Origin of the sequence: Pseudomonas sp. IT-P253 (assembly GCF_949768125.1) — a bacterium.
Taxonomy (GTDB): Bacteria; Pseudomonadota; Gammaproteobacteria; order Pseudomonadales; family Pseudomonadaceae; genus Aquipseudomonas.
Map to the genome: position 1 here is coordinate 18,477 of NZ_CATKPT010000027.1, position 21,794 is coordinate 40,270.

The 21,794-nt window shown below is 58.9% G+C and carries 23 protein-coding genes; 2 read left to right on the forward strand and 21 right to left on the reverse strand.

Annotated elements, in window-relative coordinates:
- Complete coding sequence (locus ACM6IR_RS15810) at positions 1-822, forward strand: peptidoglycan DD-metalloendopeptidase family protein (RefSeq protein WP_414908599.1); 822 nt, start codon at positions 1-3, stop codon at positions 820-822.
- Between the two features lie 141 nt (positions 823-963).
- Here the strand turns inward: ACM6IR_RS15810 and ACM6IR_RS15815 are convergent, their stop codons facing one another.
- The gene (locus tag ACM6IR_RS15815; protein WP_414908600.1) at positions 964-1,320 is read right to left on the reverse strand and encodes a hypothetical protein; all 357 of its coding nucleotides are present in this window, start codon (positions 1,318-1,320) and stop codon (positions 964-966) included.
- Positions 1,321-1,717: 397 nt separating this feature from the next.
- Here ACM6IR_RS15815 and leuA point away from each other — a divergent pair, with 397 nt between their 5' ends.
- Positions 1,718-3,397, forward strand: coding sequence for a 2-isopropylmalate synthase (gene leuA / locus ACM6IR_RS15820; RefSeq protein WP_414908601.1), 1,680 nt, complete (start codon positions 1,718-1,720; stop codon positions 3,395-3,397).
- A 174-nt stretch (positions 3,398-3,571) separates the two neighbouring features.
- Here leuA and ACM6IR_RS15825 read toward each other — a convergent pair whose 3' ends face one another.
- From ACM6IR_RS15825 to cysE, 20 genes are all read right to left on the reverse strand, one after another.
- Positions 3,572-4,363, reverse strand: coding sequence for an amidohydrolase (locus ACM6IR_RS15825; RefSeq protein ID WP_414908602.1), 792 nt, complete (start codon positions 4,361-4,363; stop codon positions 3,572-3,574).
- Positions 4,351-5,499, reverse strand: a complete 1,149-nt coding sequence (locus ACM6IR_RS15830) for a pyridoxal phosphate-dependent aminotransferase (protein WP_414908603.1) — start codon at positions 5,497-5,499, stop codon at positions 4,351-4,353. The genes ACM6IR_RS15825 and ACM6IR_RS15830 overlap by 13 nt, the downstream gene beginning before the upstream one ends.
- A 239-nt stretch (positions 5,500-5,738) precedes the next feature.
- Entirely contained in the window at positions 5,739-7,208 is a 1,470-nt protein-coding gene (der, locus tag ACM6IR_RS15835) for a ribosome biogenesis GTPase Der (RefSeq protein WP_414908604.1), read from the reverse strand.
- Between the two features lie 239 nt (positions 7,209-7,447).
- Positions 7,448-8,599 carry an outer membrane protein assembly factor BamB gene (bamB, locus tag ACM6IR_RS15840; protein ID WP_414908605.1) on the reverse strand — a complete coding sequence of 384 codons (1,152 nt, stop codon included), beginning with the start codon at positions 8,597-8,599 and terminating at the stop codon, positions 7,448-7,450.
- Positions 8,592-9,233: a tetratricopeptide repeat protein gene (locus tag ACM6IR_RS15845; RefSeq protein ID WP_414908606.1), complete on the reverse strand. Its 642-nt coding sequence runs from the start codon at positions 9,231-9,233 to the stop codon at positions 8,592-8,594. The genes bamB and ACM6IR_RS15845 overlap by 8 nt, the downstream gene beginning before the upstream one ends.
- Before the next feature lie 41 nt (positions 9,234-9,274).
- Complete coding sequence (gene hisS / locus ACM6IR_RS15850) at positions 9,275-10,564, reverse strand: histidine--tRNA ligase (protein WP_414908607.1); 1,290 nt, start codon at positions 10,562-10,564, stop codon at positions 9,275-9,277.
- Positions 10,565-10,587: 23 nt separating this feature from the next.
- Positions 10,588-11,697, reverse strand: coding sequence for a flavodoxin-dependent (E)-4-hydroxy-3-methylbut-2-enyl-diphosphate synthase (gene ispG / locus ACM6IR_RS15855; RefSeq protein ID WP_007944259.1), 1,110 nt, complete (start codon positions 11,695-11,697; stop codon positions 10,588-10,590).
- A 3-nt stretch (positions 11,698-11,700) separates the two neighbouring features.
- Positions 11,701-12,726, reverse strand: a complete 1,026-nt coding sequence (locus ACM6IR_RS15860; RefSeq protein ID WP_414908608.1) for a RodZ domain-containing protein — start codon at positions 12,724-12,726, stop codon at positions 11,701-11,703.
- Positions 12,726-13,484, reverse strand: coding sequence for a type IV pilus biogenesis/stability protein PilW (gene pilW, locus ACM6IR_RS15865; RefSeq protein WP_414908609.1), 759 nt, complete (start codon positions 13,482-13,484; stop codon positions 12,726-12,728). Before pilW ends, ACM6IR_RS15860 begins: the two co-directional genes overlap by 1 nt.
- Positions 13,485-13,496: 12 nt before the next feature.
- Complete coding sequence (gene rlmN, locus ACM6IR_RS15870) at positions 13,497-14,645, reverse strand: 23S rRNA (adenine(2503)-C(2))-methyltransferase RlmN (protein ID WP_414908610.1); 1,149 nt, start codon at positions 14,643-14,645, stop codon at positions 13,497-13,499.
- A 28-nt stretch (positions 14,646-14,673) separates the two neighbouring features.
- The gene (gene ndk / locus ACM6IR_RS15875; RefSeq protein WP_007903599.1) at positions 14,674-15,099 is read right to left on the reverse strand and encodes a nucleoside-diphosphate kinase; all 426 of its coding nucleotides are present in this window, start codon (positions 15,097-15,099) and stop codon (positions 14,674-14,676) included.
- An 88-nt stretch (positions 15,100-15,187) separates the two neighbouring features.
- Positions 15,188-15,388: a Fe-S cluster assembly protein IscX gene (iscX, locus tag ACM6IR_RS15880; RefSeq protein ID WP_414908611.1), complete on the reverse strand. Its 201-nt coding sequence runs from the start codon at positions 15,386-15,388 to the stop codon at positions 15,188-15,190.
- 14 nt (positions 15,389-15,402) lie between these two features.
- Positions 15,403-15,744: an ISC system 2Fe-2S type ferredoxin gene (fdx, locus tag ACM6IR_RS15885; protein WP_201183164.1), complete on the reverse strand. Its 342-nt coding sequence runs from the start codon at positions 15,742-15,744 to the stop codon at positions 15,403-15,405.
- The gene (gene hscA / locus ACM6IR_RS15890) at positions 15,744-17,609 is read right to left on the reverse strand and encodes a Fe-S protein assembly chaperone HscA (protein ID WP_414908612.1); all 1,866 of its coding nucleotides are present in this window, start codon (positions 17,607-17,609) and stop codon (positions 15,744-15,746) included. The genes fdx and hscA overlap by 1 nt, the downstream gene beginning before the upstream one ends.
- A 51-nt stretch (positions 17,610-17,660) precedes the next feature.
- Positions 17,661-18,182 (reverse strand): co-chaperone HscB, encoded by a 522-nt coding sequence (hscB, locus tag ACM6IR_RS15895; protein ID WP_414908613.1) that lies wholly within the window; start codon positions 18,180-18,182, stop codon positions 17,661-17,663.
- A gap of 8 nt (positions 18,183-18,190) precedes the next feature.
- On the reverse strand, positions 18,191-18,514 hold the full coding sequence (gene iscA, locus ACM6IR_RS15900) for an iron-sulfur cluster assembly protein IscA (protein ID WP_007903589.1): 324 nt from the start codon (positions 18,512-18,514) through the stop codon (positions 18,191-18,193).
- A 34-nt stretch (positions 18,515-18,548) separates the two neighbouring features.
- Positions 18,549-18,935, reverse strand: coding sequence for a Fe-S cluster assembly scaffold IscU (gene iscU / locus ACM6IR_RS15905; RefSeq protein WP_003443374.1), 387 nt, complete (start codon positions 18,933-18,935; stop codon positions 18,549-18,551).
- 85 nt (positions 18,936-19,020) lie between these two features.
- Entirely contained in the window at positions 19,021-20,235 is a 1,215-nt protein-coding gene (locus ACM6IR_RS15910) for an IscS subfamily cysteine desulfurase (RefSeq protein ID WP_414908614.1), read from the reverse strand.
- 50 nt (positions 20,236-20,285) lie between these two features.
- A complete protein-coding gene (gene iscR, locus ACM6IR_RS15915) occupies positions 20,286-20,777 on the reverse strand; it encodes a Fe-S cluster assembly transcriptional regulator IscR (protein ID WP_414908615.1) in 492 nt (163 codons plus the stop codon).
- Positions 20,778-21,016: 239 nt separating this feature from the next.
- Positions 21,017-21,793, reverse strand: coding sequence for a serine O-acetyltransferase (cysE, locus tag ACM6IR_RS15920; RefSeq protein ID WP_222588336.1), 777 nt, complete (start codon positions 21,791-21,793; stop codon positions 21,017-21,019).
- Between the last annotated feature and the right edge of the window lies 1 nt (position 21,794).

Below are 21,794 nucleotides of genomic sequence, written 5' to 3' on the forward strand. Positions count from 1 at the left end.
ATGCCGCGTTTTTTAATTCCGCTGTTATTGCTCTGCCTGACGTTCAACGCCCACGCCGACAGCTACATCACGCGCCTGCTGAATAAACCGGTACCGGGCGGCGTGGCCGTGGTGGACCTGGGCACCTCCGCCCAGGCGCCGAAAGCCAGCTACCAGGGCAAACCCGTGTTGGTGGTCAAGGAACAGAACAATTGGCTGGCCATTGTCGGCGTGCCATTGACGGTTAAGCCGGGCATCCAGCAGGTCAGCAGTGGCGGTCGCAATCTGAAATTTACGGTCGGCAACAAGAAGTACCCGGAGCAGCACATCACCCTGAAGAATACGCAGCAGGTCAATCCGAACCCGGAGAATCTCAAGCGCATCGAGGGCGAGTTGGCCGAGCAGATCCAGGCCTACCGCAGCTTCAGCCCGACCACCCCGAGCAACCTGTTACTGGACAAACCGGTCAACGGGCCGCTGTCGAGCAAGTTTGGCGTGCGCCGGTTCTTCAACGGAGAAGAACGCAATCCTCACGCCGGCCTGGACTTCGCCGTGCCTGCCGGAACGCCGATCAAGACGCCGGCGGCGGGCAAAGTGATCCTGATCGGTAACTACTTTTTCAATGGCAACACGGTATTTGTCGACCATGGCCAGGGCTTTATCAGCATGTTTTGCCATATGTCGAAAATCGACGTGCAGGTGGGTCAGCAACTGGCTCGCGGCAGTGTGGTTGGGAAAGTCGGCTCGACCGGGCGCGCGACCGGGCCGCATATGCATTGGAACGTCAGCCTGAATGATGCGCGGGTGGATCCGGCGATTTTCATTGGTGCGTTTCAGCCATAAACTGTCGTTGGGGCTAGCGGCCCCTTCGCGGGCAAGCCTCGCTCCTACAGGATTTATGTGATTTTGCGGTCACCGAAAACCTGTAGGAGCGAGCGGTGCGGCGATCCGACTTGCCCGCGAAGGCGGCCTCACTGGCGCCGACTATTCCGCCTCCAAGTCCTCAATCCCATGCACTTCCCGGTCCGCCAGGCAATGTTTGATCCAGGCTTGGGTCTCCTCTGAAAATCCGGTCAATTCCTCAGGCGTGATCAACTCCCGGGCACACAGCCCGAGCAAGTGAGAGCGGGCCTCATGTCGTGAAAACCTGAAAACACCAAACGCCCAATACAGTTCCTTTTGTCCGGCCTTGAGCAACTCTTCGCTGGCGTCTATCCGCTCATAAGGCGTCAGGCTCTTGTCCATCACCGTGCGCTCGACCTCTTCCATGATCCGCACACACATCCGCTCGTGGGCCAAAGGACGCAACGCGCTGTAACGCTTCCAATCCGACTCGTTCATTGCCGACTCCTGCTTGTCAGTCGTCTTGCTGAGGCTTTAAGAATAGCCGTGCTGAAACGGCCCGACGCGCAAATCCTACAATTGCGCATCGCTCAAACCTCGCGCAAACATCAAGACAATCACCGACCATCAGAGCAATAAAATCTCGATAAACACGACTTTTCGGGTATTCCTCTCAATTTTTTTCGACTGCTTGCCATCCTTCCCCCTCGCGGTTAGGGTTGAAGGCATGAAAACCTCTCACACCCTCATTCAGCTTCGCCAGCACCGCAGCCTGTGCCTCGTCAGCGCACGACTGCCAGGCTGAATTGCGATGCCTCGCCCTACGCTTTTCCCCAAGAACAATTGATCCACCGGCAGGCCGCCTCTTTTCGGCCCCTACATTAAGGAATTCCCGATGAGCATGCTCAAAGACCCGTCTTCGAAATACCGCGCCTTCCCGACCATTGATATTCCGGATCGCATCTGGCCGTCGAAGACCATCACCACCGCGCCGATCTGGTGCAGCTCGGACCTTCGTGACGGCAACCAGTCGCTGATCGAGCCAATGGACGCGGTCAAGAAGCTGCGTTTCTGGAAAACCCTGGTGTCGGTGGGCGTGAAAGAGATCGAAGCGTCCTTCCCGGCGGCTTCACAAACCGACTTCGACTTTGTGCGCACCTTGATCGAAGGCAACCACATCCCGGACGACACCACGATTCAGGTGCTGACCCAGGGCCGTGAAGACCTGATCGAGCGTACCTTCGAATCCCTGCGTGGGGCGAAGAAAGCCATCGTCCACCTGTACAACGCGACCTCGCCTTCGTTCCGCCGCATCGTCTTCAACCAGGACAAGGACGGGATCAAGGAAATCGCCGTGAGCGCGGCCAAGCTGTTCGTCAAATACGCTGCCCAGCAGCCGGACACCGAGTGGACCTTCGAATACTCGCCGGAAACCTTCAGCGCCACCGAACTGGAATTCGCCAAGGAAGTCTGCGACGCGGTGATCGAAGTCTGGAACCCGACGCCTGAGCACAAGATGATCCTCAACCTGCCAGCGACCGTCGAATGCGCCACACCGAACATCTATGCCGACCAGATCGAATGGTTCGGCCGTCACATCAACCGTCGTGACAGCGTGATCATCAGCCTGCACACCCACAACGACCGTGGCACTGGTGTTGCCGCTACCGAGTTGGGCCTGATGGCCGGCGCCGACCGCGTCGAAGGTTGCCTGTTCGGCAACGGCGAACGCACCGGTAACGTCGATCTGGTGACCGTGGCCTTGAACCTCTACACCCAGGGCGTGAACCCTGAGCTGGACTTCTCCGACATCGACGGCGTGCGCAAAGTCGTCGAAGAGTGCAACCAGCTGCCGGTGCACCCACGTCATCCGTACGTCGGCGACCTGGTTCACACCGCGTTCTCCGGCTCCCACCAGGACGCCATCCGCAAGGGCTTCGCGCAGCAGAAACCTGACGCGCTGTGGGAAGTACCGTACTTGCCGATCGACCCGGCCGACATCGGTCGCAGCTACGAGGCGGTGATCCGCGTCAACAGCCAGTCGGGCAAGGGCGGTATCGCTTACCTGCTGGAACAGGAATACGGCATCAACTTGCCACGTCGCATGCAAATCGAATTCAGCCAGGTCGTGCAGCGTGAAACCGATCGCCTGGGCCTGGAGATGACCGCCCAGCAGATCCACGCGCTGCTTCACAGCGAATACTTGCAGGCCAACACTCCGTACGCGCTGGTCAGCCATCGCCTGCAGGAAGAGAACGGTCACAGCGCCGTGGAAGTGGAAGTCTCCAGCCAAGGCCAGGGCGAAACCAACCTGCACTGGCGCGGCAAGGGCAACGGTGCCCTGGAAGCACTGGTGGCCGGTCTGCCGATCCCGGTGGAAATCATGGACTACAACGAACACGCCATCGGCGCGGGCACCAATGCCAAGGCCGCGGCCTACATTGAACTGCGGGTGAATGGTGAGCGTGCAGTGCACGGCGTTGGCATCGATGAAAACATCACCACCGCCAGCTTCAAGGCGCTGTTCAGTGCGCTGAACCGCTCCCTGAGCCAGCCGGAAGCGAAAGCGGCGTAAGCGTTCGCTGAAATACAAAAGGCCCCGGGGTGAGAACCTCGGGGCCTTTTGTTTGTCTGGGATTTTTGCGTTGCCTGATATGCCCCCTTCGCGAGCAAGCTCGCTCCCACAGTTGATCACATTCCAATGTGTGCGAGTCTGCTCGCGAAGGGGCCATCACAGGTAGCGCTAATCTCAGGTGAACTCGAACGTATCGGCATCCAGATTCGCCGGAAAACGTGTGCGGTAAGCCACCAGTTCCGCAGCGTCCAGCACCACCTGAAATACCCCATCGGCGTCGCCGGCGCTGAGCAATGTTTCACCCTGGAAATCCAGTACCTGACTGTCTCCGGTGTAGGCGAAGCCTTTGCCGTCGGTGCCGATGCGGTTCACCGCCGCCACATAGCAGAGGTTCTCGATCGCCCGCGCCGGCAGCAAACGGTTCCAGTGCTGGCGCCGTGCGCCTGGCCAGTTGGCGGTGTACAGCAACAGGTCGGTGTCCTGCGCGTCGCGACTCCACACCGGAAAACGCAGGTCGTAGCAAATCAGCGGCCGTACTCGCCAGCCCTTGAGCTCGAACTGCACCTGGCGCTCGCCTGGTGTGTAATGGTTATGCTCGCCAGCCATACGGAACAAATGACGCTTGTCGTAGTGCCAGACCTCCCCGTCCGGTCGCGCCCACAACAGACGATTGCGATGGCTACCGTCGGCCGCCTGCACGATCACACTGCCCGTGATCACCGCCTCCAGCTTCGCCGCCTGAACCCGCAACCATTTACTGGTTGGTCCGTTTTCCGGCTCGGCAAGGGTCTCGGATTCCATGGAGAAACCGGTGGTGAACATTTCTGGCAGGATAATCAGGTCAGCCCCGCGCGCCTGCTCCAGCAGCTGTTCGAAATGCTCAAGGTTCGCCTGTCGATCATGCCAGGCCAGCGTGGTCTGGATCAGCGCAATGTTAAGCTTGGGCAGTGCACTCAAATCACGCATAGTTTTTCCGCTGCTTCACGCAGGGTCTCCTCACGCTTGGCAAAGCACAGTCGCACCAGGCGCTGGCCTTCAGGCGGCGTCTGGTAGAACACCGAGATCGGAATACTCGCGACGCCGTGCTCGCGGGTCATCCAGAGCGCCATCTCGACGTCATTGAGGTCCGGGCGGATCTGCGAGTAATCGACCAGCTGGAAATAAGTACCGGTGACGCGGGTAAAGCTAAAGCGCGACGGCGCCAACAAATCGCAGAACAAATCGCGCTTGGCCTGATAGAAGGCCGGCAGTTCTTCAACATGTTCCGGATGCTCGGCCATGAAGTCGGCCAGCGCGTATTGCAGCGGCGTCACGCCGCAGAAACTGACGTATTGATGAACCTTGCGCAGCTCCGCCGTGAGGGCCGGCGGTGCAACCACATAGCCGGTTTTCCAGCCAGTAACGTGATAGGTCTTGCCGAAGGAACTGACCACGAAGGCGCGTTGATACAGCTCTTCATGGGCCAATACGCTGGCGTGAGACACGCCATCGAACACCAGGTGTTCGTAGACCTCATCGCTGATCACATAGATATCGCGATCACGAATCAACGCCGCCAACTGATCCAGTTCCGCACGACTGATCAGTGCACCACTGGGGTTGTGCGGGCTATTGAGAATGATCATTCGCGTGCGAGGGCTCAGGGCTTCGCCGAGCTTTTGGAAGTCGATACTGAAATCATTCAGGCCCAATGGCACATGCACGCAGCGACCACCGGCCAGCTCGACCGAAGGCTCGTAACTGTCATAGGCCGGATCGAACACGATCACTTCGTCGCCGCTGTGGATAACGGCCTGAATGGCACAGAAGATCGCCTGGGTTGCGCCGGGGGTGACGGTCACTTCGCTGTCGGCATCGACATGCACGCCGTAGCTGCGGGCGATTTTCGCCGCAATCTGTTGACGCAATGCCGGCAGGCCGGTCATTGGCGAATACTGATTGTGACCGTTGGCGATGTGGCGACCGACCGCATCGCACAGCGCCTGCGGAGCATCGAAATCGGGAAAACCCTGGGACAGATTCAGCGCGCCGGTTTGCGCCGCCAGCTGAGACATCTGAGTGAAGATAGTGATGCCGACATTCGGCAGCTTACTGGTGATCATCGGTGATTCCCTGCTCTACACCCGGCTCTAACGGCGGCACGGGAGAGCCCGAGGATAGCCAAACGGCGCCCATAAAAAAAGGGCGCATAAAGCGCCCTTTCCTCAACCCGGTCCTGTAGGAGCGAGCGGTGCGGCGATCCGACTTGCCCGCGAATGCCGCGTTGCGGTGTATCAGGCAACACCGCGTTATCGTTCTTCGCGGGCGAGCCTCGCTCCTACAGGAGCCAGGCAGTCGATAATCAGCGCTTGTCGCGGCGCTTCTTGTCGGCTTTCTTGTGGTGTGACATCAAACGACGCTTCTTGTTGACCTGACGGTCAGTAAGCGTGTTCTTGTTGCCTTCGTACGGGTTCTCGCCGCCTTTGAACTCGATGCGGATCGGTGTACCGACCAGTTTGAGTACACGACGGTAGGTGTTTTCCAGGTAACGGACGTACGACTTCGGAACGCGCTCGACCTGGTTACCGTGGATCACGATGATCGGCGGGTTAGCACCACCCAAGTGGGCATAGCGCAGCTTGATCCGGCGGTTGTTGACCATTGGCGGCGCATGCTCGCCAACCGCATCTTCCAGAATCTGGGTCAGGCGGTTGGTCGGCCAGCGGGTGACCGCAGACTTGAACGAGTTCTGTACGGAGGCGTAGAGGTTGCCCACGCCAGTGCCATGCAAGGCCGAGATGAAGTGGATATCGGCGAAGTCGACGAAGAACAGCCGACGTTGCAGCTCGACCTTCACGAAGTCGCGCTCGCCCGGCGTCATGCCATCCCACTTGTTGATCGCGATAACCAGTGCACGACCTGCTTCAAGGGCAAAGCCCAGCAGGTTGAGGTCATGGTCCACCACGCCTTCGCGAGCGTCCATCACGAAGATCACCACGTTGGCGTCTTTGATCGCTTGCAGGGTTTTAACCACGGAGAACTTTTCGACTTCTTCGTGGATCTTGCCGCGCTTGCGCACACCGGCGGTGTCGATCAGCGTGTACTTCTCGTCGTTACGCTCGAACGGGATGTAGATACTGTCGCGGGTGGTGCCGGGTTGGTCATACACGATAACCCGGTCTTCACCGAGCATGCGGTTAACCAGGGTCGACTTGCCAACGTTCGGGCGGCCGATGATGGCGATCTTGATCCCGTCTTTTTCGCTCGGGCCAGGAATGCGCTTGGCTTCCTCACCTTCGGCAACGTCCTCTTCTTCGCCGTCTTCCGGTTCTTCTTCGTCTTTCGGGAAGTCGCTCAGGGCGATTTCCAGCATCTGGGTGATGCCACGACCATGAGCACCGGCGATCGGAATCGCGTGGCCCATGCCCAACGGGGCGAATTCAGCGCGGGCCATTTCAGGGTCGATGTTGTCGACCTTGTTGGCAACCACGTAAGAACGCTTGTTACGTTTGCGCAAATGCTCGGCGATCATCTGGTCGGCGGCGGTGAAACCGGCCTTGGCATCTACCAGGAACAGAACGACATCGGCTTCTTCAATGGCCAGCAGCGACTGCTCGGCCATTTTTTCGTCCATACCGTGCTCGTCACCGGAAATACCGCCGGTGTCGACCAGAATGTAGGAACGCCCTTGCCACTTGGCCTCACCGTATTGGCGATCACGGGTCAGACCGGACAAGTCACCAACGATGGCGTCGCGAGTCCTGGTCAGGCGGTTGAACAAGGTGGATTTGCCGACGTTCGGTCGGCCCACCAGGGCGATTACGGGAACCATGCGGCTCTCCACTTCGTTATTTCAGAAAATACAAAAGCCGCTGCGAGGCAGCGGCTGGTGCTCGGGGCAATCACTGTGTGTTTTCTTGCAGGAGCGAGCTTGCTCGCGAAAAACGCCAAGACCCCGCGTTTATCCAGGTCGCCAACGTGTAATCGTTGACGTCCATCGCGAGCAAGCTCGCTCCTACAGTCCTACAAACGGTGAAGCCGCTTGGGATCAACCCAAGCATAGTCAAACCTTTACTTAATGGTCAGGGCTTCCAGCTTGCCACTGTTGCCATACACATAAATCGTGTCACCCACCACCAGCGGACGGGCACGCAGGCCGTCGCTGTCGATGCGCTCGCGGCCGACGAAACGACCGTCCACCTGACTCAGCAGGTGCAGGTAACCTTCCATGTCACCGACTGCAACATAGCTGGAGAACACTTCCGGAGCCGACAGCTGACGACGGGCCAGCGAATCGTTGCTCCACAAGGCTGTGGTGGAACGCTCATCGACGCCTTCAACGGTGCCCGAAGACAGGCTCACGTAAACGTTGCCGAAACCCTGGGCGACGCCGGCATAACTGGAAGCATCACGCTGCCAGAGCTGACGACCGCTTTGCAGATCCAGTGCCGCAACGCGGCCCTGATAACTGGCGACATACAGCGTACCGCCGGACAGCAGCAAGCCACCGTCGATATCGACAACGCGCTCCAGCTCCGAACGACCTTGTGGAATCGCTACACGTTGTTCCCACACCGGCACGCCGTTGGAAATATCGAGAGCGACCACTTTACCGGTCGACAGGCCAGCCACCGCGAGGCGGTTGGTCACGATCGGCGCACTGGTGCCGCGCAAGGTCAGGACCGCAGGCGTGCTGTCATACAACCAGCGTTGGTTGCCGGTGGCGGCATCCAGACCGATCAGACGGTCATCCTGAGTCTGGACCACCACAACGTCGCCGTTGTTGGCCGGTGGAGCGAGCACTTCGCTGGACACGCGAGCGCGCCATTTCACTTCACCGTTGATCGCGTCAAGCGCAATGACTTCGCCTTTGAGCGTACCGAACGTGACCAGACCGTAACCCACGCCTATGGCGCCGGAAACAGGCAGGTCGAGGCTCTTCTTCCATTTGACATCACCATTGCTGCGATCCATCGCCATCACGATACCGGTGAGGTCGGCGGCATAAATGGTATCGCCATCGATCGCCGGGACGAGCATGTTGTAGATCTCGCCCTGGCCATTACCGATCGAACGACTCCACTCCTTGTGCAGAACCACTTCTTCTTTGAAGTCGGTCAACTCGGCCGGGGGCAATTCTTTTTTGCCGTTGCTGCTGCAACCCGCGGCCAATATGGCCAGAGCCAGCAATGCTGCATGCTTCCAACGAATCACGTCACGCATCCCCTTTGGCCAGGTCATCCAGCTTGATTTGTAGGCCACCGACCGCCGCTTCATCCGACAGTGCCGCCTTGGCTTTTTGATAGGCCGCGTTCGCTTCGTCAGTACGACCCAGTTGCACCAGCAAATCGCCTTTGAGTTCTTCGCGAGTGGCCAGGAACGCCTTGTCTGCATCACCTTCGAGCAGTTTCAGGGCCTCGTCGGCCTTGTTCTGCGCGGCCAATACCTGCGCCAGGCGCTGACGGGCGATTTCGCCCAGTGCCGGGTTAGCCGGTTTGGCAACAATAGCTTTCAGCTCGCTGGCTGCGTCATCCAGCTTGCCGCTGTCGACTGCGACTTTCGCCACGAACAGGCTGCCGTATTGCGCATAAGCGGTGCCGCCGAACTCGCTGTTGAGCTTGGCGGACAGGTCCGAAACGCGTGCTGCATCAGGCTTGCCGTCAGGCGTCAGCGTGGTTTCGAGCAATTGCTGATAGAGCATTGAGGCGCTTTGCGACTGATTGCTCTGATACTTGTGAAAGGCCTGCCAGCCGAACACGATGACCAGGGCCAACAGGCCGCCAGTGACCAGGGGCTTGCCGTTGCGTGTCCACCAGTCCTTCAAATCCGCCAGCTGTTCGTCTTCGGTACTCGACACCCCAATACTCCTTAATCGCTAATTCGGCTGTTTAGACAGCTTCAACCCTGCACGACGCAGGTGGCCAGGTGTGCAGCAAGCGCATCCCAGGCAATGCTTTGTTGCTCGCCCTGGCCACGCAGGGGTTTGAAACCTACCACTTGCTGGGCCATTTCGTCGTCACCGAGGATCAGCGCATACAGCGCACCGCTCTTGTCGGCCTTCTTGAACTGGCTTTTGAAGCTGCCGGCACCGGCATTGACTTGCAGGCGCAGGTTGGGCAATTGATCACGAACACGTTCACTCAAGGCCAGACCGGCAAGCTCTGCAGCTTCACCAAAGGCACAGAGGTAGACGTCGACCTGACGGGAGATCTCGTCGGGGATTTGCTCCAGGGTTTCAAGCAGCAGCACCAAGCGCTCGATGCCCATGGCGAAACCAACGCCCGGGGTCGGCTTGCCGCCCATCTGCTCGACCAGACCGTCGTAACGACCACCGGCACACACGGTACCTTGGGCGCCCAACTTGTCGGTGACCCATTCGAAAACGGTCTTGCTGTAGTAATCCAGCCCGCGAACCAGCTTCGGGTTGATCACATAAGGAATACCGGCGGCGTCCAGGCGAGCCTTGAGGCCTTCGAAGTGCAGGCGGGATTCTTCGTCGAGGTAGTCGGCCATTTTCGGCGCATCGACCAGCATCGCTTGAGTGTCGGCGTTCTTGGTGTCCAGCACGCGCAGCGGGTTGGTCTTCAGGCGGCGCTGGCTGTCTTCGTCCAGTTTGTCCAGGTGAGCGGACAGGAACTCGACCAGGGCCTCGCGATAGCGACCGCGAGACTCGCTGGTGCCCAGGCTGTTGAGTTCGAGCTTGACCGCATCGCGGATACCCAGCTCGCCCCACAGGCGCCAGGTCAGCACGATCAGTTCGGCGTCGATGTCCGGACCGTCGAGGTTGAACACTTCGCAACCGATCTGGTGGAACTGGCGATAACGGCCTTTCTGCGGACGCTCGTGGCGGAACATCGGACCGATGTACCAGAGTTTCTGCACCTGGCCACCGCCGGTGATCCCATGTTCAAGCACCGCACGCACGCAGGCGGCTGTGCCTTCAGGGCGCAGGGTCAGGGAATCGCCGTTGCGGTCGTCGAAGGTGTACATCTCTTTTTCGACGATGTCGGTCACTTCACCGATGGAGCGCTTGAACAGCTCGGTGAATTCAACGATTGGCATGCGGATCTGCTTATAACCGTAGTTATCCAGCAGACGCGAGACGGTGCCCTCGAAATGACGCCACAGGGGAGTCTGTTCAGGCAGGATGTCGTTCATGCCACGAATGGCTTGCAGAGACTTGCTCACTATAAATCCTTAAATTCGTTCGATCAGCCGCGAGCGATTACTGCTGCGTCGGCTTCGACCTTTTCGGCCGCTTTCTGGCGGATCAAGCGTTCAAGCTCATCCACCAGATTGTCATTCGTCAGTTTCTGCGACGGCTTGCCGTCGATGTAAATCAGGTTTGGCGTGCCGCCGGTCAAGCCGATATGGGCTTCCTTGGCTTCGCCCGGCCCGTTGACCACGCAACCGATGACCGCGACATCCAGCGGCACCAGCAGGTCTTCGAGGCGCCCTTCCAGCTCGTTCATGGTTTTGACCACATCGAAGTTCTGCCGCGAGCAGCTCGGGCAGGCGATGAAGTTGATACCACGGGAGCGCAGGTGCAGGGATTTGAGAATGTCGTAGCCGACTTTCACTTCCTCGACCGGGTCGGCCGCCAACGAGATGCGGATAGTATCGCCAATCCCTTCGGCGAGCAGCATACCGAGGCCCACGGCGGATTTCACCGTGCCTGAGCGCAAACCACCGGCTTCGGTGATGCCCAGGTGCAGCGGCTGGACGATTTCCTTGGCCAGCAGACGATAGGCTTCGACGGCCATGAACACGTCGGAAGCTTTCACGCTGACCTTGAAGTCCTGGAAGTTCAGGCGCTCAAGGTGCTCGACGTGACGCAGGGCAGACTCGACCAGCGCGGCCGGCGTCGGCTCGCCGTATTTCTTTTGCAGGTCTTTTTCCAGGGAACCGGCGTTGACGCCGATACGGATCGGGATCCCGCGATCACGGGCGGCATCGACCACCGCACGCACGCGGTCTTCACGACCGATATTGCCCGGGTTGATCCGCAGGCAATCAACACCCAGCTCGGCCACGCGCAAAGCGATCCGGTAGTCGAAGTGAATGTCGGCCACCAGAGGGACTTTGACCAGTTGCTTGATCTTGCCGAAAGCTTCGGCGGCGTCCATGTCCGGCACCGAAATGCGCACGATATCGACGCCAGCCGCTTCCAGGCGATTGATCTGGGCTACGGTGGCAGCCACATCATTGGTATCGCTGTTAGTCATGCTCTGCACAGCGATGGGCGCATCGCCACCAACCGGGACGTTACCGACCCAGATCTTGCGGGATTCGCGACGTTTGATTGGAGATTCGCCGTGCATGACTTATTGACCCAACTTCAGGCGAGCAGTCTCGCCACTGGTGAACGGAGCGACATCAACCACCTGCCCGTTGTAGCTGACTTGCGCGCCACGGGCGTAGCCTAGACGCACGGCAAATGGTGGCTTGCCACTGACGGTAACGTTTTCGCCTTTACGCTTGAGACCACTCAACAGCACCTTGCCCGTGCCGTCGGTCACTTGCGTCCAGCAATTAGCGGTGAATTGCAGTTGAACCTGACCCTGGCCGGCCACTGGAGCCGCCGCAGGTGAAACAGGCGCGTTCGAGGCAGCCGGAGCCGTCACGACCGGGGCCGGTACTGCAGGAGCAGTCGGAGCCGGATTCGCTGGCGCCGGGACTACCGGAGCAGCGCTGTGAACCGGCGCTGTGGGTGCAGGCGTAGCCGGTGCGGCAGCAGGCGGGGTTGCTTCAGCGGCGGCCGGCGCCTGGGTTGAAGTCTCGGCTTGCGGCAACGCGAGCGCAGTAGCGCCTTCGGCCTGACCTGCCGCGACGGCCTGGTCTTCCGGCTCGTCCAGCGGATGGATCTGCGTGGTGCCGTCGGCACCTTCAACTTCAACGTGTTCCGGGCTCAGGCTGGTCAATTCCTTGGTACGCGACGAGGTTTGATCCTGCCACCAGACAAAACCACCGCCAATCACCGCGATCAGCAACAGCAGGCTGACAATTCGCAAAATGGTGTGGGACACCCGAACAGGCTCTTCGATACGACCCAGGCTGTGAACACTGCTGCCCTTGGAATCGGTTCCGGTGGATTGATCGAACTGCTGCACCAGCACGGTTTGATCCATGCCCAGCAACTTGGCGTACGCGCGAATATAACCGCGAGCAAAGGTATGCCCAGGCAGCTTGTCGAAAGCGCCGGCTTCCAGATTGCTCAGGGAATTGACGGTGAGGTTGAGCTTGAGGGCCACTTCGGCCAGCGACCAGCCATTGCTTTCGCGGGCCTGGCGCAGGGTCTCACCGGGGTTAACGCGATTCGCTGCTACAACTTCGGGATGCGCCGCTTTCATCATTGCTCCGACAGGTATTGCTGATATTCCGGCGTACCGGGATAGAGTCGTTTTAATTGCAGGCCAAAACTGGCGGCCTTGTCGCGATCTTCAAACACTTTTGCCAGCCGAACGCCGAGCAATAGACTACGTGCATTTTGTTCGGTGAGCAGGCTAAAACGGTCGTAATAGTCACGCGCGGGCACATAATGCCTGTCTTCGAAGGACAACTCAGCCATTTCCAGTAATGCGCGTGGCTGTTGACGATTCAAACGCAGGGCTTTTTCCAGTTGCAGCTGGGCCAGATCACGCTGGCCAAGCTTCGAAGCGGTCATGCCAAGGTTCTCGAACACCCGTGAACGCTCAGGATACAGAGTATCGGCAGCGGCCTGCTCAAAGTGCTCGTAGGCCTCTTTGTAACGTTTTTCTTCGAAAAGAAAGCTACCGTAGTTGTTCAGGATTCGCGCATCGCCGGGTCGGGAAGACAGCGCCTTGCGAAAATGCTGGTCCGCCAGCTCCGGTTCCATCTCGGCCTGGAACACCAGGCCCAGCGCCGCATTGGCGTCCGGATCCGAGTCATCCAGGTCCAGCGCTTTCTTCAGCGGCACCTTGGCGCGTTCGGTCATGCCTTGCTGCAAATACCCCAAGCCCAACTGCACATAGGCAGTACGCGCTTCATCACGGCCCTTGCTGGTCTTCATCGGGTTGAAATCGCCCGACAGGACACAACCAGCACAGAGGCTGGCCAACAGCAACAGCAGCGCAAAGCGCAGGGACATGGAGATCCTCTCTTAATTATTGTTCGCAGCGTTCTGTGCGATATCGTTTTCGGCGCTTAACTCGCGCACGGCGATATAACGCTCGCTGCGACGGGTGCGATCCAGCACCTGTCCTACCAATTGACCACATGCCGCATCGATGTCTTCACCGCGGGTGGTGCGGACAGTGACATTGAAGCCTGCATGGTGAAGCTGATCCTGGAACCGGCGAATCGCATTGTTGCTCGGGCGCTCGTAACCGGAATGCGGGAACGGGTTGAACGGAATCAGGTTGATCTTGCACGGAATGTTCTTGAGCAACTCGATCATTTCGACCGCGTGTTCGACCTTGTCGTTAATGTCCTTGAGCAAGGTGTACTCGATGGTCAGCACGCGCTTTTCGCCAAGGGACGACATGTAGCGCTGGCACGACTCGAGCAGCATCTTAAGCGGGTATTTCTTGTTGATCGGCACCAATTGGTTACGCAATGCGTCATTGGGTGCGTGCAGCGACAACGCCAGGGAGACGTCGATGTGCCTGGACAGCTCATCGATCATCGGCACCACGCCCGAAGTGGACAGGGTCACGCGGCGCTTGGAAATCCCGTAGCCCAGGTCATCCATCATCAGATGCATGGCGGCCACGACGTTATCGAAGTTCAGCAGCGGCTCGCCCATGCCCATCATCACCACGTTGGTGATGGCACGGTCGGCGGTCGCCGGGATGCTGCCGAACGATTTGTTGGCAATCCACACCTGGCCGATGACTTCGGCGGTAGTGAGGTTGCTGTTGAAACCTTGCTTGCCGGTGGAGCAGAAACTGCAATCCAGGGCACAGCCTGCCTGGGACGAAACGCACAACGTGCCGCGCTTGCCCTGGGGAATGTACACGGTCTCGACGCAGCTGCCGGACGCCACGCGCACCACCCACTTACGGGTGCCGTCGGTGGAGATGTCCTCGCTGACAACTTCGGGGCCGCGAACCTCGGCAATAACCTTGAGCTTGTCGCGCAAGGCCTTGCTGACGTTCGTCATGGCGTCGAAATCATCGACGCCAAGGTGGTGAATCCATTTCATTACCTGACCGGCACGGAAACGCTTCTCCCCGATTGAGTCGAAGAATTTTTCCATTTCCAGCTGAGTCAGACCCAGCAGGTTGGTTTTTACAGTCGATGTAGTCATGGATTCACCTTCACTCTTAAGCCAATGCTTAGCGAGTGGTTACTTCAGTAGCTGCGAAGAAGTACGAGATTTCGCGAGCAGCAGCGGCTTCGGAGTCCGAACCGTGTACAGCGTTGGCGTCGATCGAGTCAGCGAAGTCAGCGCGGATGGTGCCGGCAGCAGCTTCTTTAGGGTTGGTAGCGCCCATCAGCTCACGGTTCAGAGCGATAGCGTTTTCGCCTTCCAGAACCTGAACGACAACCGGACCGGAGATCATGAAAGCAACCAGGTCGTTGAAGAAACCACGAGCGCTGTGCTCAGCGTAGAAGCCTTCAGCTTCGGCTTTGGACAGTTGCTTCAGTTTCGAAGCTACAACGCGCAGGCCAGCTTTTTCGAAACGAGTGGTGATCTCGCCGATAACGTTTTTTGCAACAGCGTCAGGCTTGATGATGGAGAAAGTACGTTGAACAGCCATGGTGTAACTCCAGAAACGGTAATTTGTGAAAAATTAAACCCGCGAATTATACGCGGGTTCTTGGGTATTGCCTAACCTGCAGCGTGGCTCAGTCGCGTTCTTCGATCCAGCGGGCCTGAATGGCCTCCAGGATCTTCTCGCCACAGTGCTCAGGCATGTCGTCAAACTCGGGCAATTCCATCACCCATTTGCGCAGATCGACGAAGTTGACCGACATAGGGTCCACTTCGGGCTTGCTTTCAGCCAGCTGGATTGCGATTTCCAGCACATCAGTCCACTTGAGACTCATGACAGTTCCTTGAATCAGTGCGGCGCTTCGGCTGCGTGGTTGACCGAGTATTTCGGAATTTCGACGGTCAGGTCTTCAGTCCCGACGATCGCCTGACAGCCTAGGCGCGATTGCGCTTCCAGACCCCAGGCCCGATCAAGAAAGTCCTCTTCCAGCTCATCCGCCTCTTCCAGCGAGTCAAAACCTTCACGAATGATGCAGTGACACGTGGTACAGGCGCAGACGCCGCCACAGGCGCTTTCCATCTCGATATGGTGCTCATGGGCCAGCTCGAGAATGGATATACCAGGCTCAGCCTCTACAACCATGCCGTCCGGGCAAAACTTTTCGTGTGGCAGAAAAATGACCTGCGGCATCAGTTATCCTCGATTTCATTCAGGTTGCGCCCCGCCAGGGCGGCTTTCACCGTCGAGTCCAGGCGGCGGGCAGCAAAGGCATCGGTCACCTGCGACAGACGCTTGGTCTGCTGCTCGATGGCGTAACCATCGGTGCCTTTCATCAATTCCGCCAGTTCCTGCATCTGCAACTCGATGACCATGCGCTCTTCGGCGTCGAGCAGGCGATCGCCGTCGACGTCGAGGGCTGCCTGCACCGCTTCGATCAGGCGCTGGGCATCGACCTGTTGCTCACGCAGTACACGGGCGACTTTGTCATCGTTGGCGTGCTGGAACGAATCCTTGAGCATCCTGGCGATTTCGCCGTCGGTCAGACCGTAGGACGGCTTGACCTGGATGCTGGCTTCGACGCCCGAGCCCAACTCGCGAGCCGAGACACTGAGCAAACCGTCGGCATCGACCTGGAAGGTCACGCGAATCTTCGCCGCGCCAGCCACCATCGCTGGAATACCGCGCAATTCAAAGCGCGCCAGGGAACGGCAGTCGCTGATCAGCTCGCGCTCACCCTGCAGGACGTGGATTGCCATGGCCGACTGGCCATCTTTGTAAGTCGTGAAATCCTGGGCGCGGGCAACGGGGATGGTGGTGTTGCGCGGAATCACCTTCTCCATCAGACCGCCCATGGTTTCCAGCCCCAGGGACAACGGAATTACGTCGAGCAGTAGCAGTTCGCTGCCGTCACGCTTGTTGCCAGCCAATGTATCGGCCTGGATCGCAGCACCGATGGCCACCACTTGATCCGGATCGATTTCGGTCAGCGGTTCGCGACCGAAGGCATCAGCCACCGCTTCGCGAACGCGAGGTACGCGGGTCGAGCCGCCAACCATGACCACCGCGAGCACGTCTTCCAGCTCGATACCGGAATCGCGCACCGCACGACGGCAGGCTTTCAGGCTACGGGCGATCATTGGCTCGATCAGCGCATTGAAGGCTTCGCGGGTCAGCTCGGCCTTCCAGTCGCCATAAGCAACCTCGACGACCGCGACATTGGTCAGGGCTTCCTTGGCCGCACAGGCAGTTTGCAACAGATTGCGTTGCGCACCCGGATCGAGGTCGGCGCAAAGGCCGGCGCTCTCGATGATCCAGCCGGCAATCGCGTGATCAAAGTCATCGCCGCCCAGGGCGCTGTCGCCACCGGTTGCCAGAACCTCAAACACACCGCCGGTCAGGCGCAGAATCGAAATATCAAAGGTACCGCCGCCCAAGTCATAAATGGCGACCAGACCTTCAGCGTGTTGATCCAGACCGTACGCCACAGCGGCGGCGGTCGGCTCATTGAGCAACCGCAGCACGTTCAGACCCGCCAGTTTGGCCGCATCCTTGGTGGCCTGGCGCTGAGCATCGTCGAAATACGCCGGAACAGTGATCACGGCACCGACCAGTTCGCCACCCAACGTCGCTTCGGCGCGCTGACGCAACACCTTGAGGATATCGGCGGAGACTTCGACCGGGCTTTTCGGCCCCTGGATCGTGTCGATGAACGGCATGTGCGACTCGCCGCCGACAAAGCGGTACGGCAGTTGATCGCCCAATTGCTTGACGTCGGACAGACCACGACCCATCAAGCGCTTGACCGACAGCACGGTGTTCAAAGGGTCGGTAGCGGCAGCCCGCTTGGCCGACTCGCCCACTTCGACACGATCGGAGTGATAGCGCACGGCAGACGGCAGGATGACCTGCCCGTCAGCGTCGGCCAGAGGCTCGGAAAGACCACTGCGCAATGCAGCGACCAGCGAATTGGTAGTGCCCAAGTCGATCCCCACAGCCAGACGACGCTGGTGCGGTTGAGGACTTTGGCCGGGTTCGGCGATCTGCAGTAGGGCCATCGTTATCAGGACTTATCTGTATATCAAGCGTGCGACCGGAGCGGCACTGGGTTAATCGTCGAGGCGCTCTTCTAACTGGCGCACTTCGTAGGTGAGCTTGTCGAGGAACTGCATGCGACGCATCAGGCGTTCGGCCCGTTCACGTTGCACTGCATCATCCCAACAGGCTGCGAAGCTTTCGTTCAGCTCATCCTGAGCGACCTTCAGGCGGCGCTTGAACGTGGCAATACCCGCCATGTCGGCGCTGTCTTGCAGGTCTTCGAGCTCTTCACGCAACTCCATCTGTTGCAGAAGAAACTCCGGATCATGCACCGTGACCTCCAGCGGCAGCTCATGACCGCCCAGGGCGAGCAGGTATCGCGCGCGCTTTGGGGGACTTTTGAGCGTCTGATAGGCCTCGTTGAGGCTCGCGGATTGCTCTAGCGCCAGCCGCTGCTCGCGCTCGGAAGCGTCTGCAAAGCGGTCCGGATGAACACCGCGCGCCAACTCACGGTAGCGCGTGGCCAACTGTTCGAGATCCAGACGGAAACTCGGCTGCAGTTCAAATAAAGCGAAATGACAAGGAGTACCCACGAGCAGCCTCAGATGTTGAAGCTTTCGCCGCAGCCACATTCACCGCGTACGTTGGGATTGTTGAACTTGAAGCCTTCGTTCAACCCTTCCTTGACGAAATCGAGCTCAGTGCCATCCAGGTAGGCCAGGCTTTTCGGGTCGATGATCACTTTCTCGCCGTGACTTTCGAACACCTGATCCTCTGCAACCACCTCGTCGACGAATTCCAGCACGTAGGCAAGGCCGGAACAGCCTGTGGTGCGGACACCCAGACGAATCCCTTCACCTTTGCCGCGCCCGTTGAGGGAGCGTCGCACGTGTTGAGCAGCCGCTTCTGTCATGCTGATAGCCATCGGTGACTCCTTACTCGTCGCCAAATCTTGAAATTCAGATCAAGCCTTTCTTCTGCTTGTAGTCGCGAACGGCCGCTTTGATAGCGTCTTCAGCAAGTACGGAGCAGTGAATTTTCACTGGCGGCAAGGCCAGTTCTTCGGCCAGCTGAGTGTTTTTGATGGTCTCTGCTTCATCCAGAGTCTTGCCTTTCATCCACTCGGTCGCCAGGGAGCTGGAGGCGATAGCCGAACCGCAACCGTAGGTCTTGAACTTGGCGTCTTCGATGATGCCTTGCTCGTTGACCTTGATTTGCAGACGCATCACGTCACCGCACGCCGGAGCTCCGACCATGCCGGTGCCGACATCAGGATCTTCCGCGTCCATCTTGCCGACGTTACGCGGGTTTTCGTAGTGGTCGATGACCTTTTCGCTGTAAGCCATGATTCTTAATCCTCACTCATCAGAGAGTCGCTCTTTAAGCCCTGCAAACCGCAGTTTTACAGGGCCGGTTCGCGGCGACTTGAAATCAGTGTGCCGCCCACTCGATTTTCGAAATGTCGACACCGTCTTTGTACATGTCCCACAGCGGCGACAGAGTGCGCAGCTTGGTAACGGCCTCGCAGACTTTCTGCGCGGCGTAGTCGATTTCTTCTTCGGTGGTGAAACGGCCGAAGGTGAAGCGAATCGAGCTGTGTGCCAGTTCGTCGTTGCGGCCCAGGGCGCGCAGTACGTACGAAGGCTCAAGCGAAGCCGAGGTGCACGCCGAACCGGACGAAACCGCCAGATCCTTGAGTGCCATGATCAGCGACTCGCCTTCAACATAGTTGAAGCTCAGGTTCAGGTTGTGCGGTACGCGGGCAGTCATGCTGCCGTTGACGTACAGCTCTTCCAGGCCTTCGACCTGCTTGAAGAAACGGTCGCTCAAGGCTTTGATGCGCACGTTCTCGGCAGCCATGTCTTCCTTGGCTACGCGGAAGGCTTCGCCCATGCCGACGATCTGGTGAGTCGCCAGGGTGCCGGAACGCATGCCACGTTCGTGACCGCCGCCATGCATGGTCGCTTCGATGCGCACACGCGGCTTGCGGCTGACGTACAGTGCGCCGATGCCTTTAGGGCCATAGGTTTTGTGGGCAGAGAACGACATCATGTCGACTTTCAGCTTCGACAGGTCGATGTCGACCTTGCCGGTGGACTGAGCCGCATCGACGTGGAACAGGATGCCCTTGGAGCGGGTCAGTTCGCCGATGGCTGCGATGTCGTTGATGGTGCCGATTTCGTTGTTCACGTGCATGACCGAAACCAGGATGGTGTCGTCGCGCAGGGCAGCTTCGATCATCTCTGGCGTGATCAGACCGTCAGTGCGAGGTTCGAGGTAGGTTACTTCGAAACCTTCGCGCTCCAGTTGGCGCATGGTGTCGAGGACAGCCTTGTGCTCAATCTTGGTGGTGATCAGGTGCTTGCCTTTGGTGGCATAGAAATGCGCCGCACCCTTGATTGCCAGGTTGTCGGATTCGGTGGCGCCGGAGGTCCAGACGATTTCACGCGGATCGGCGTTAACCAGGTCAGCGACCTGACGACGAGCGTTTTCGACGGACTCTTCAGCTTTCCAGCCGAAGACGTGGGAACGGGACGCCGGGTTACCGAAGTTTCCGTCGACCAGCAGGCATTCACTCATCTTTTGCGCGACACGCGGATCAACCGGGGTGGTCGCAGAGTAATCAAGGTAAATCGGCAATTTCATGGACTATCTCCTAAATCAGGCTGGCTGGCGTGCCGCTAGCTCTTTGGCTGTCATTCGACGGCGGACGCTTCAATCTTGTCCAGGTGCGGCACCTTGCTGTTGCAACGGCGCTGATCCTGACGCTGGGCTACTTCTTGCACCTCACGGCGAGTGACAAGGTCAGCCAAGCTGATACCGCTCAGAAATTCGTGAATCTGCAGGCTCAGATCACACCACAAGTGGTGAGTCAGACAGGTGTCGCCGGAATGGCAATCGCCCTGGCCCTGGCATTTGGTGGCATCGACCGACTCGTTTACCGCGTCGATCACTTGAGCGACCTGGATGCCCTGCATGTCGCGGGACAATTGATAGCCGCCGCCCGGCCCACGGACACTGGAGACCAGATTGCTGCGACGCAATTTGGCAAAAAGCTGCTCGAGGTAGGACAGGGAGATGCCTTGGCGCTCGGAGATATCGGCCAGGGACACCGGCCCGTGCTGCGCGTGCAACGCCAGGTCAAGCATGGCAGTTACGGCATATCGGCCTTTTGTAGTCAGTCGCATGGACAATTACCACGGAGTTCGGAATGGGGCGAGTATGCAATTCCCGAGTATTTAAGTCAACTATAAGACCTAGTACTTTAGTCAGGTTTACCCGCAAAAGAGCGCGCGCATCATAACAAAGGCTGGCGGCGTATCACCAGCAAATGCGCGTCATCGTTCTTCGCGGGCAAGCCTCGCTCCTACATGGGGTGCGCTGATCCTGTAGGAGCGAGGCTTGCCCGCGAAGAAGCCGACGCGGTTTAGCTGGCCTTGCTTTCGTCCTTGCCCTTCACACAGGCAAAGTCTTCTTCGCGCAGCTCAGGCAGATCCTTGGCGCAGTAGTTACTGCCCAGATCCTTCAACGCACCGCACATCCCCTCCAGACGGCCATCAACTGCTTGCAGGTGATCCAGCAACTGACCAATGGCACGAGCCACCGGGTCGGGCATGTCTTCGCCGACGCCGTAGGCATCGAAACCGATCTTCTCGGCCATGGCCTTGCGCTTGGCATCTTGCTCATCGTCGGACTTGACGATGATCCGCCCAGGGATCCCGACCACGGTCGCACCCGGTGGAACCGCCTTGGTCACCACAGCGTTAGAACCGACTTTGGCGCCCGCCCCCACAGTAAACGGGCCGAGCACCTTGGCGCCCGCCCCTACTACCACACCATCTTCAAGCGTCGGGTGACGCTTGCCTTTATTCCAGCTGGTCCCGCCCAACGTCACGCCCTGATAAAGGGTGACATCGTTCCCGATCTCGGCCGTTTCACCGATGACGATGCCCATACCATGGTCAATAAAGAAGCGACGACCGACTTTGGCGCCCGGATGAATCTCGATCCCGGTCAACCACCGACCGAAGTTCGACACCAGTCGCGCCAACCACTTCCAGCCCATGCCCCACAGGGCCGACGACAGGCGATGAATCCAGATGGCATGCATGCCCGGATAGCACGTCAGGACTTCGAAAGCGTTACGCGCCGCCGGATCACGATGGAAAACACTCTGAATATCTTCACGCAAACGCTCGAACATC

What these genes read in the sequence shown, in the direction of transcription:
- ACM6IR_RS15810 (WP_414908599.1), top strand. Translation starts at nt 1, where the DNA reads ATGCCGCGTTTTTTAATTCCGCTGTTATTGCTCTGCCTGACGTTCAAC.
- ACM6IR_RS15815 (WP_414908600.1), bottom strand. Translation starts at nt 1,320, where the DNA reads ATGAACGAGTCGGATTGGAAGCGTTACAGCGCGTTGCGTCCTTTGGCC.
- leuA (WP_414908601.1), top strand. Translation starts at nt 1,718, where the DNA reads ATGAGCATGCTCAAAGACCCGTCTTCGAAATACCGCGCCTTCCCGACC.
- ACM6IR_RS15825 (WP_414908602.1), bottom strand. Translation starts at nt 4,363, where the DNA reads ATGCGTGATTTGAGTGCACTGCCCAAGCTTAACATTGCGCTGATCCAG.
- ACM6IR_RS15830 (WP_414908603.1), bottom strand. Translation starts at nt 5,499, where the DNA reads ATGATCACCAGTAAGCTGCCGAATGTCGGCATCACTATCTTCACTCAG.
- der (WP_414908604.1), bottom strand. Translation starts at nt 7,208, where the DNA reads ATGGTTCCCGTAATCGCCCTGGTGGGCCGACCGAACGTCGGCAAATCC.
- bamB (WP_414908605.1), bottom strand. Translation starts at nt 8,599, where the DNA reads ATGCGTGACGTGATTCGTTGGAAGCATGCAGCATTGCTGGCTCTGGCC.
- ispG (WP_007944259.1), bottom strand. Translation starts at nt 11,697, where the DNA reads ATGCACGGCGAATCTCCAATCAAACGTCGCGAATCCCGCAAGATCTGG.
- ACM6IR_RS15860 (WP_414908608.1), bottom strand. Translation starts at nt 12,726, where the DNA reads ATGAAAGCGGCGCATCCCGAAGTTGTAGCAGCGAATCGCGTTAACCCC.
- pilW (WP_414908609.1), bottom strand. Translation starts at nt 13,484, where the DNA reads ATGTCCCTGCGCTTTGCGCTGCTGTTGCTGTTGGCCAGCCTCTGTGCT.
- rlmN (WP_414908610.1), bottom strand. Translation starts at nt 14,645, where the DNA reads ATGACTACATCGACTGTAAAAACCAACCTGCTGGGTCTGACTCAGCTG.
- ndk (WP_007903599.1), bottom strand. Translation starts at nt 15,099, where the DNA reads ATGGCTGTTCAACGTACTTTCTCCATCATCAAGCCTGACGCTGTTGCA.
- iscX (WP_414908611.1), bottom strand. Translation starts at nt 15,388, where the DNA reads ATGAGTCTCAAGTGGACTGATGTGCTGGAAATCGCAATCCAGCTGGCT.
- fdx (WP_201183164.1), bottom strand. Translation starts at nt 15,744, where the DNA reads ATGCCGCAGGTCATTTTTCTGCCACACGAAAAGTTTTGCCCGGACGGC.
- hscA (WP_414908612.1), bottom strand. Translation starts at nt 17,609, where the DNA reads ATGGCCCTACTGCAGATCGCCGAACCCGGCCAAAGTCCTCAACCGCAC.
- iscA (WP_007903589.1), bottom strand. Translation starts at nt 18,514, where the DNA reads ATGGCTATCAGCATGACAGAAGCGGCTGCTCAACACGTGCGACGCTCC.
- iscU (WP_003443374.1), bottom strand. Translation starts at nt 18,935, where the DNA reads ATGGCTTACAGCGAAAAGGTCATCGACCACTACGAAAACCCGCGTAAC.
- ACM6IR_RS15910 (WP_414908614.1), bottom strand. Translation starts at nt 20,235, where the DNA reads ATGAAATTGCCGATTTACCTTGATTACTCTGCGACCACCCCGGTTGAT.
- iscR (WP_414908615.1), bottom strand. Translation starts at nt 20,777, where the DNA reads ATGCGACTGACTACAAAAGGCCGATATGCCGTAACTGCCATGCTTGAC.
- cysE (WP_222588336.1), bottom strand. Translation starts at nt 21,793, where the DNA reads ATGTTCGAGCGTTTGCGTGAAGATATTCAGAGTGTTTTCCATCGTGAT.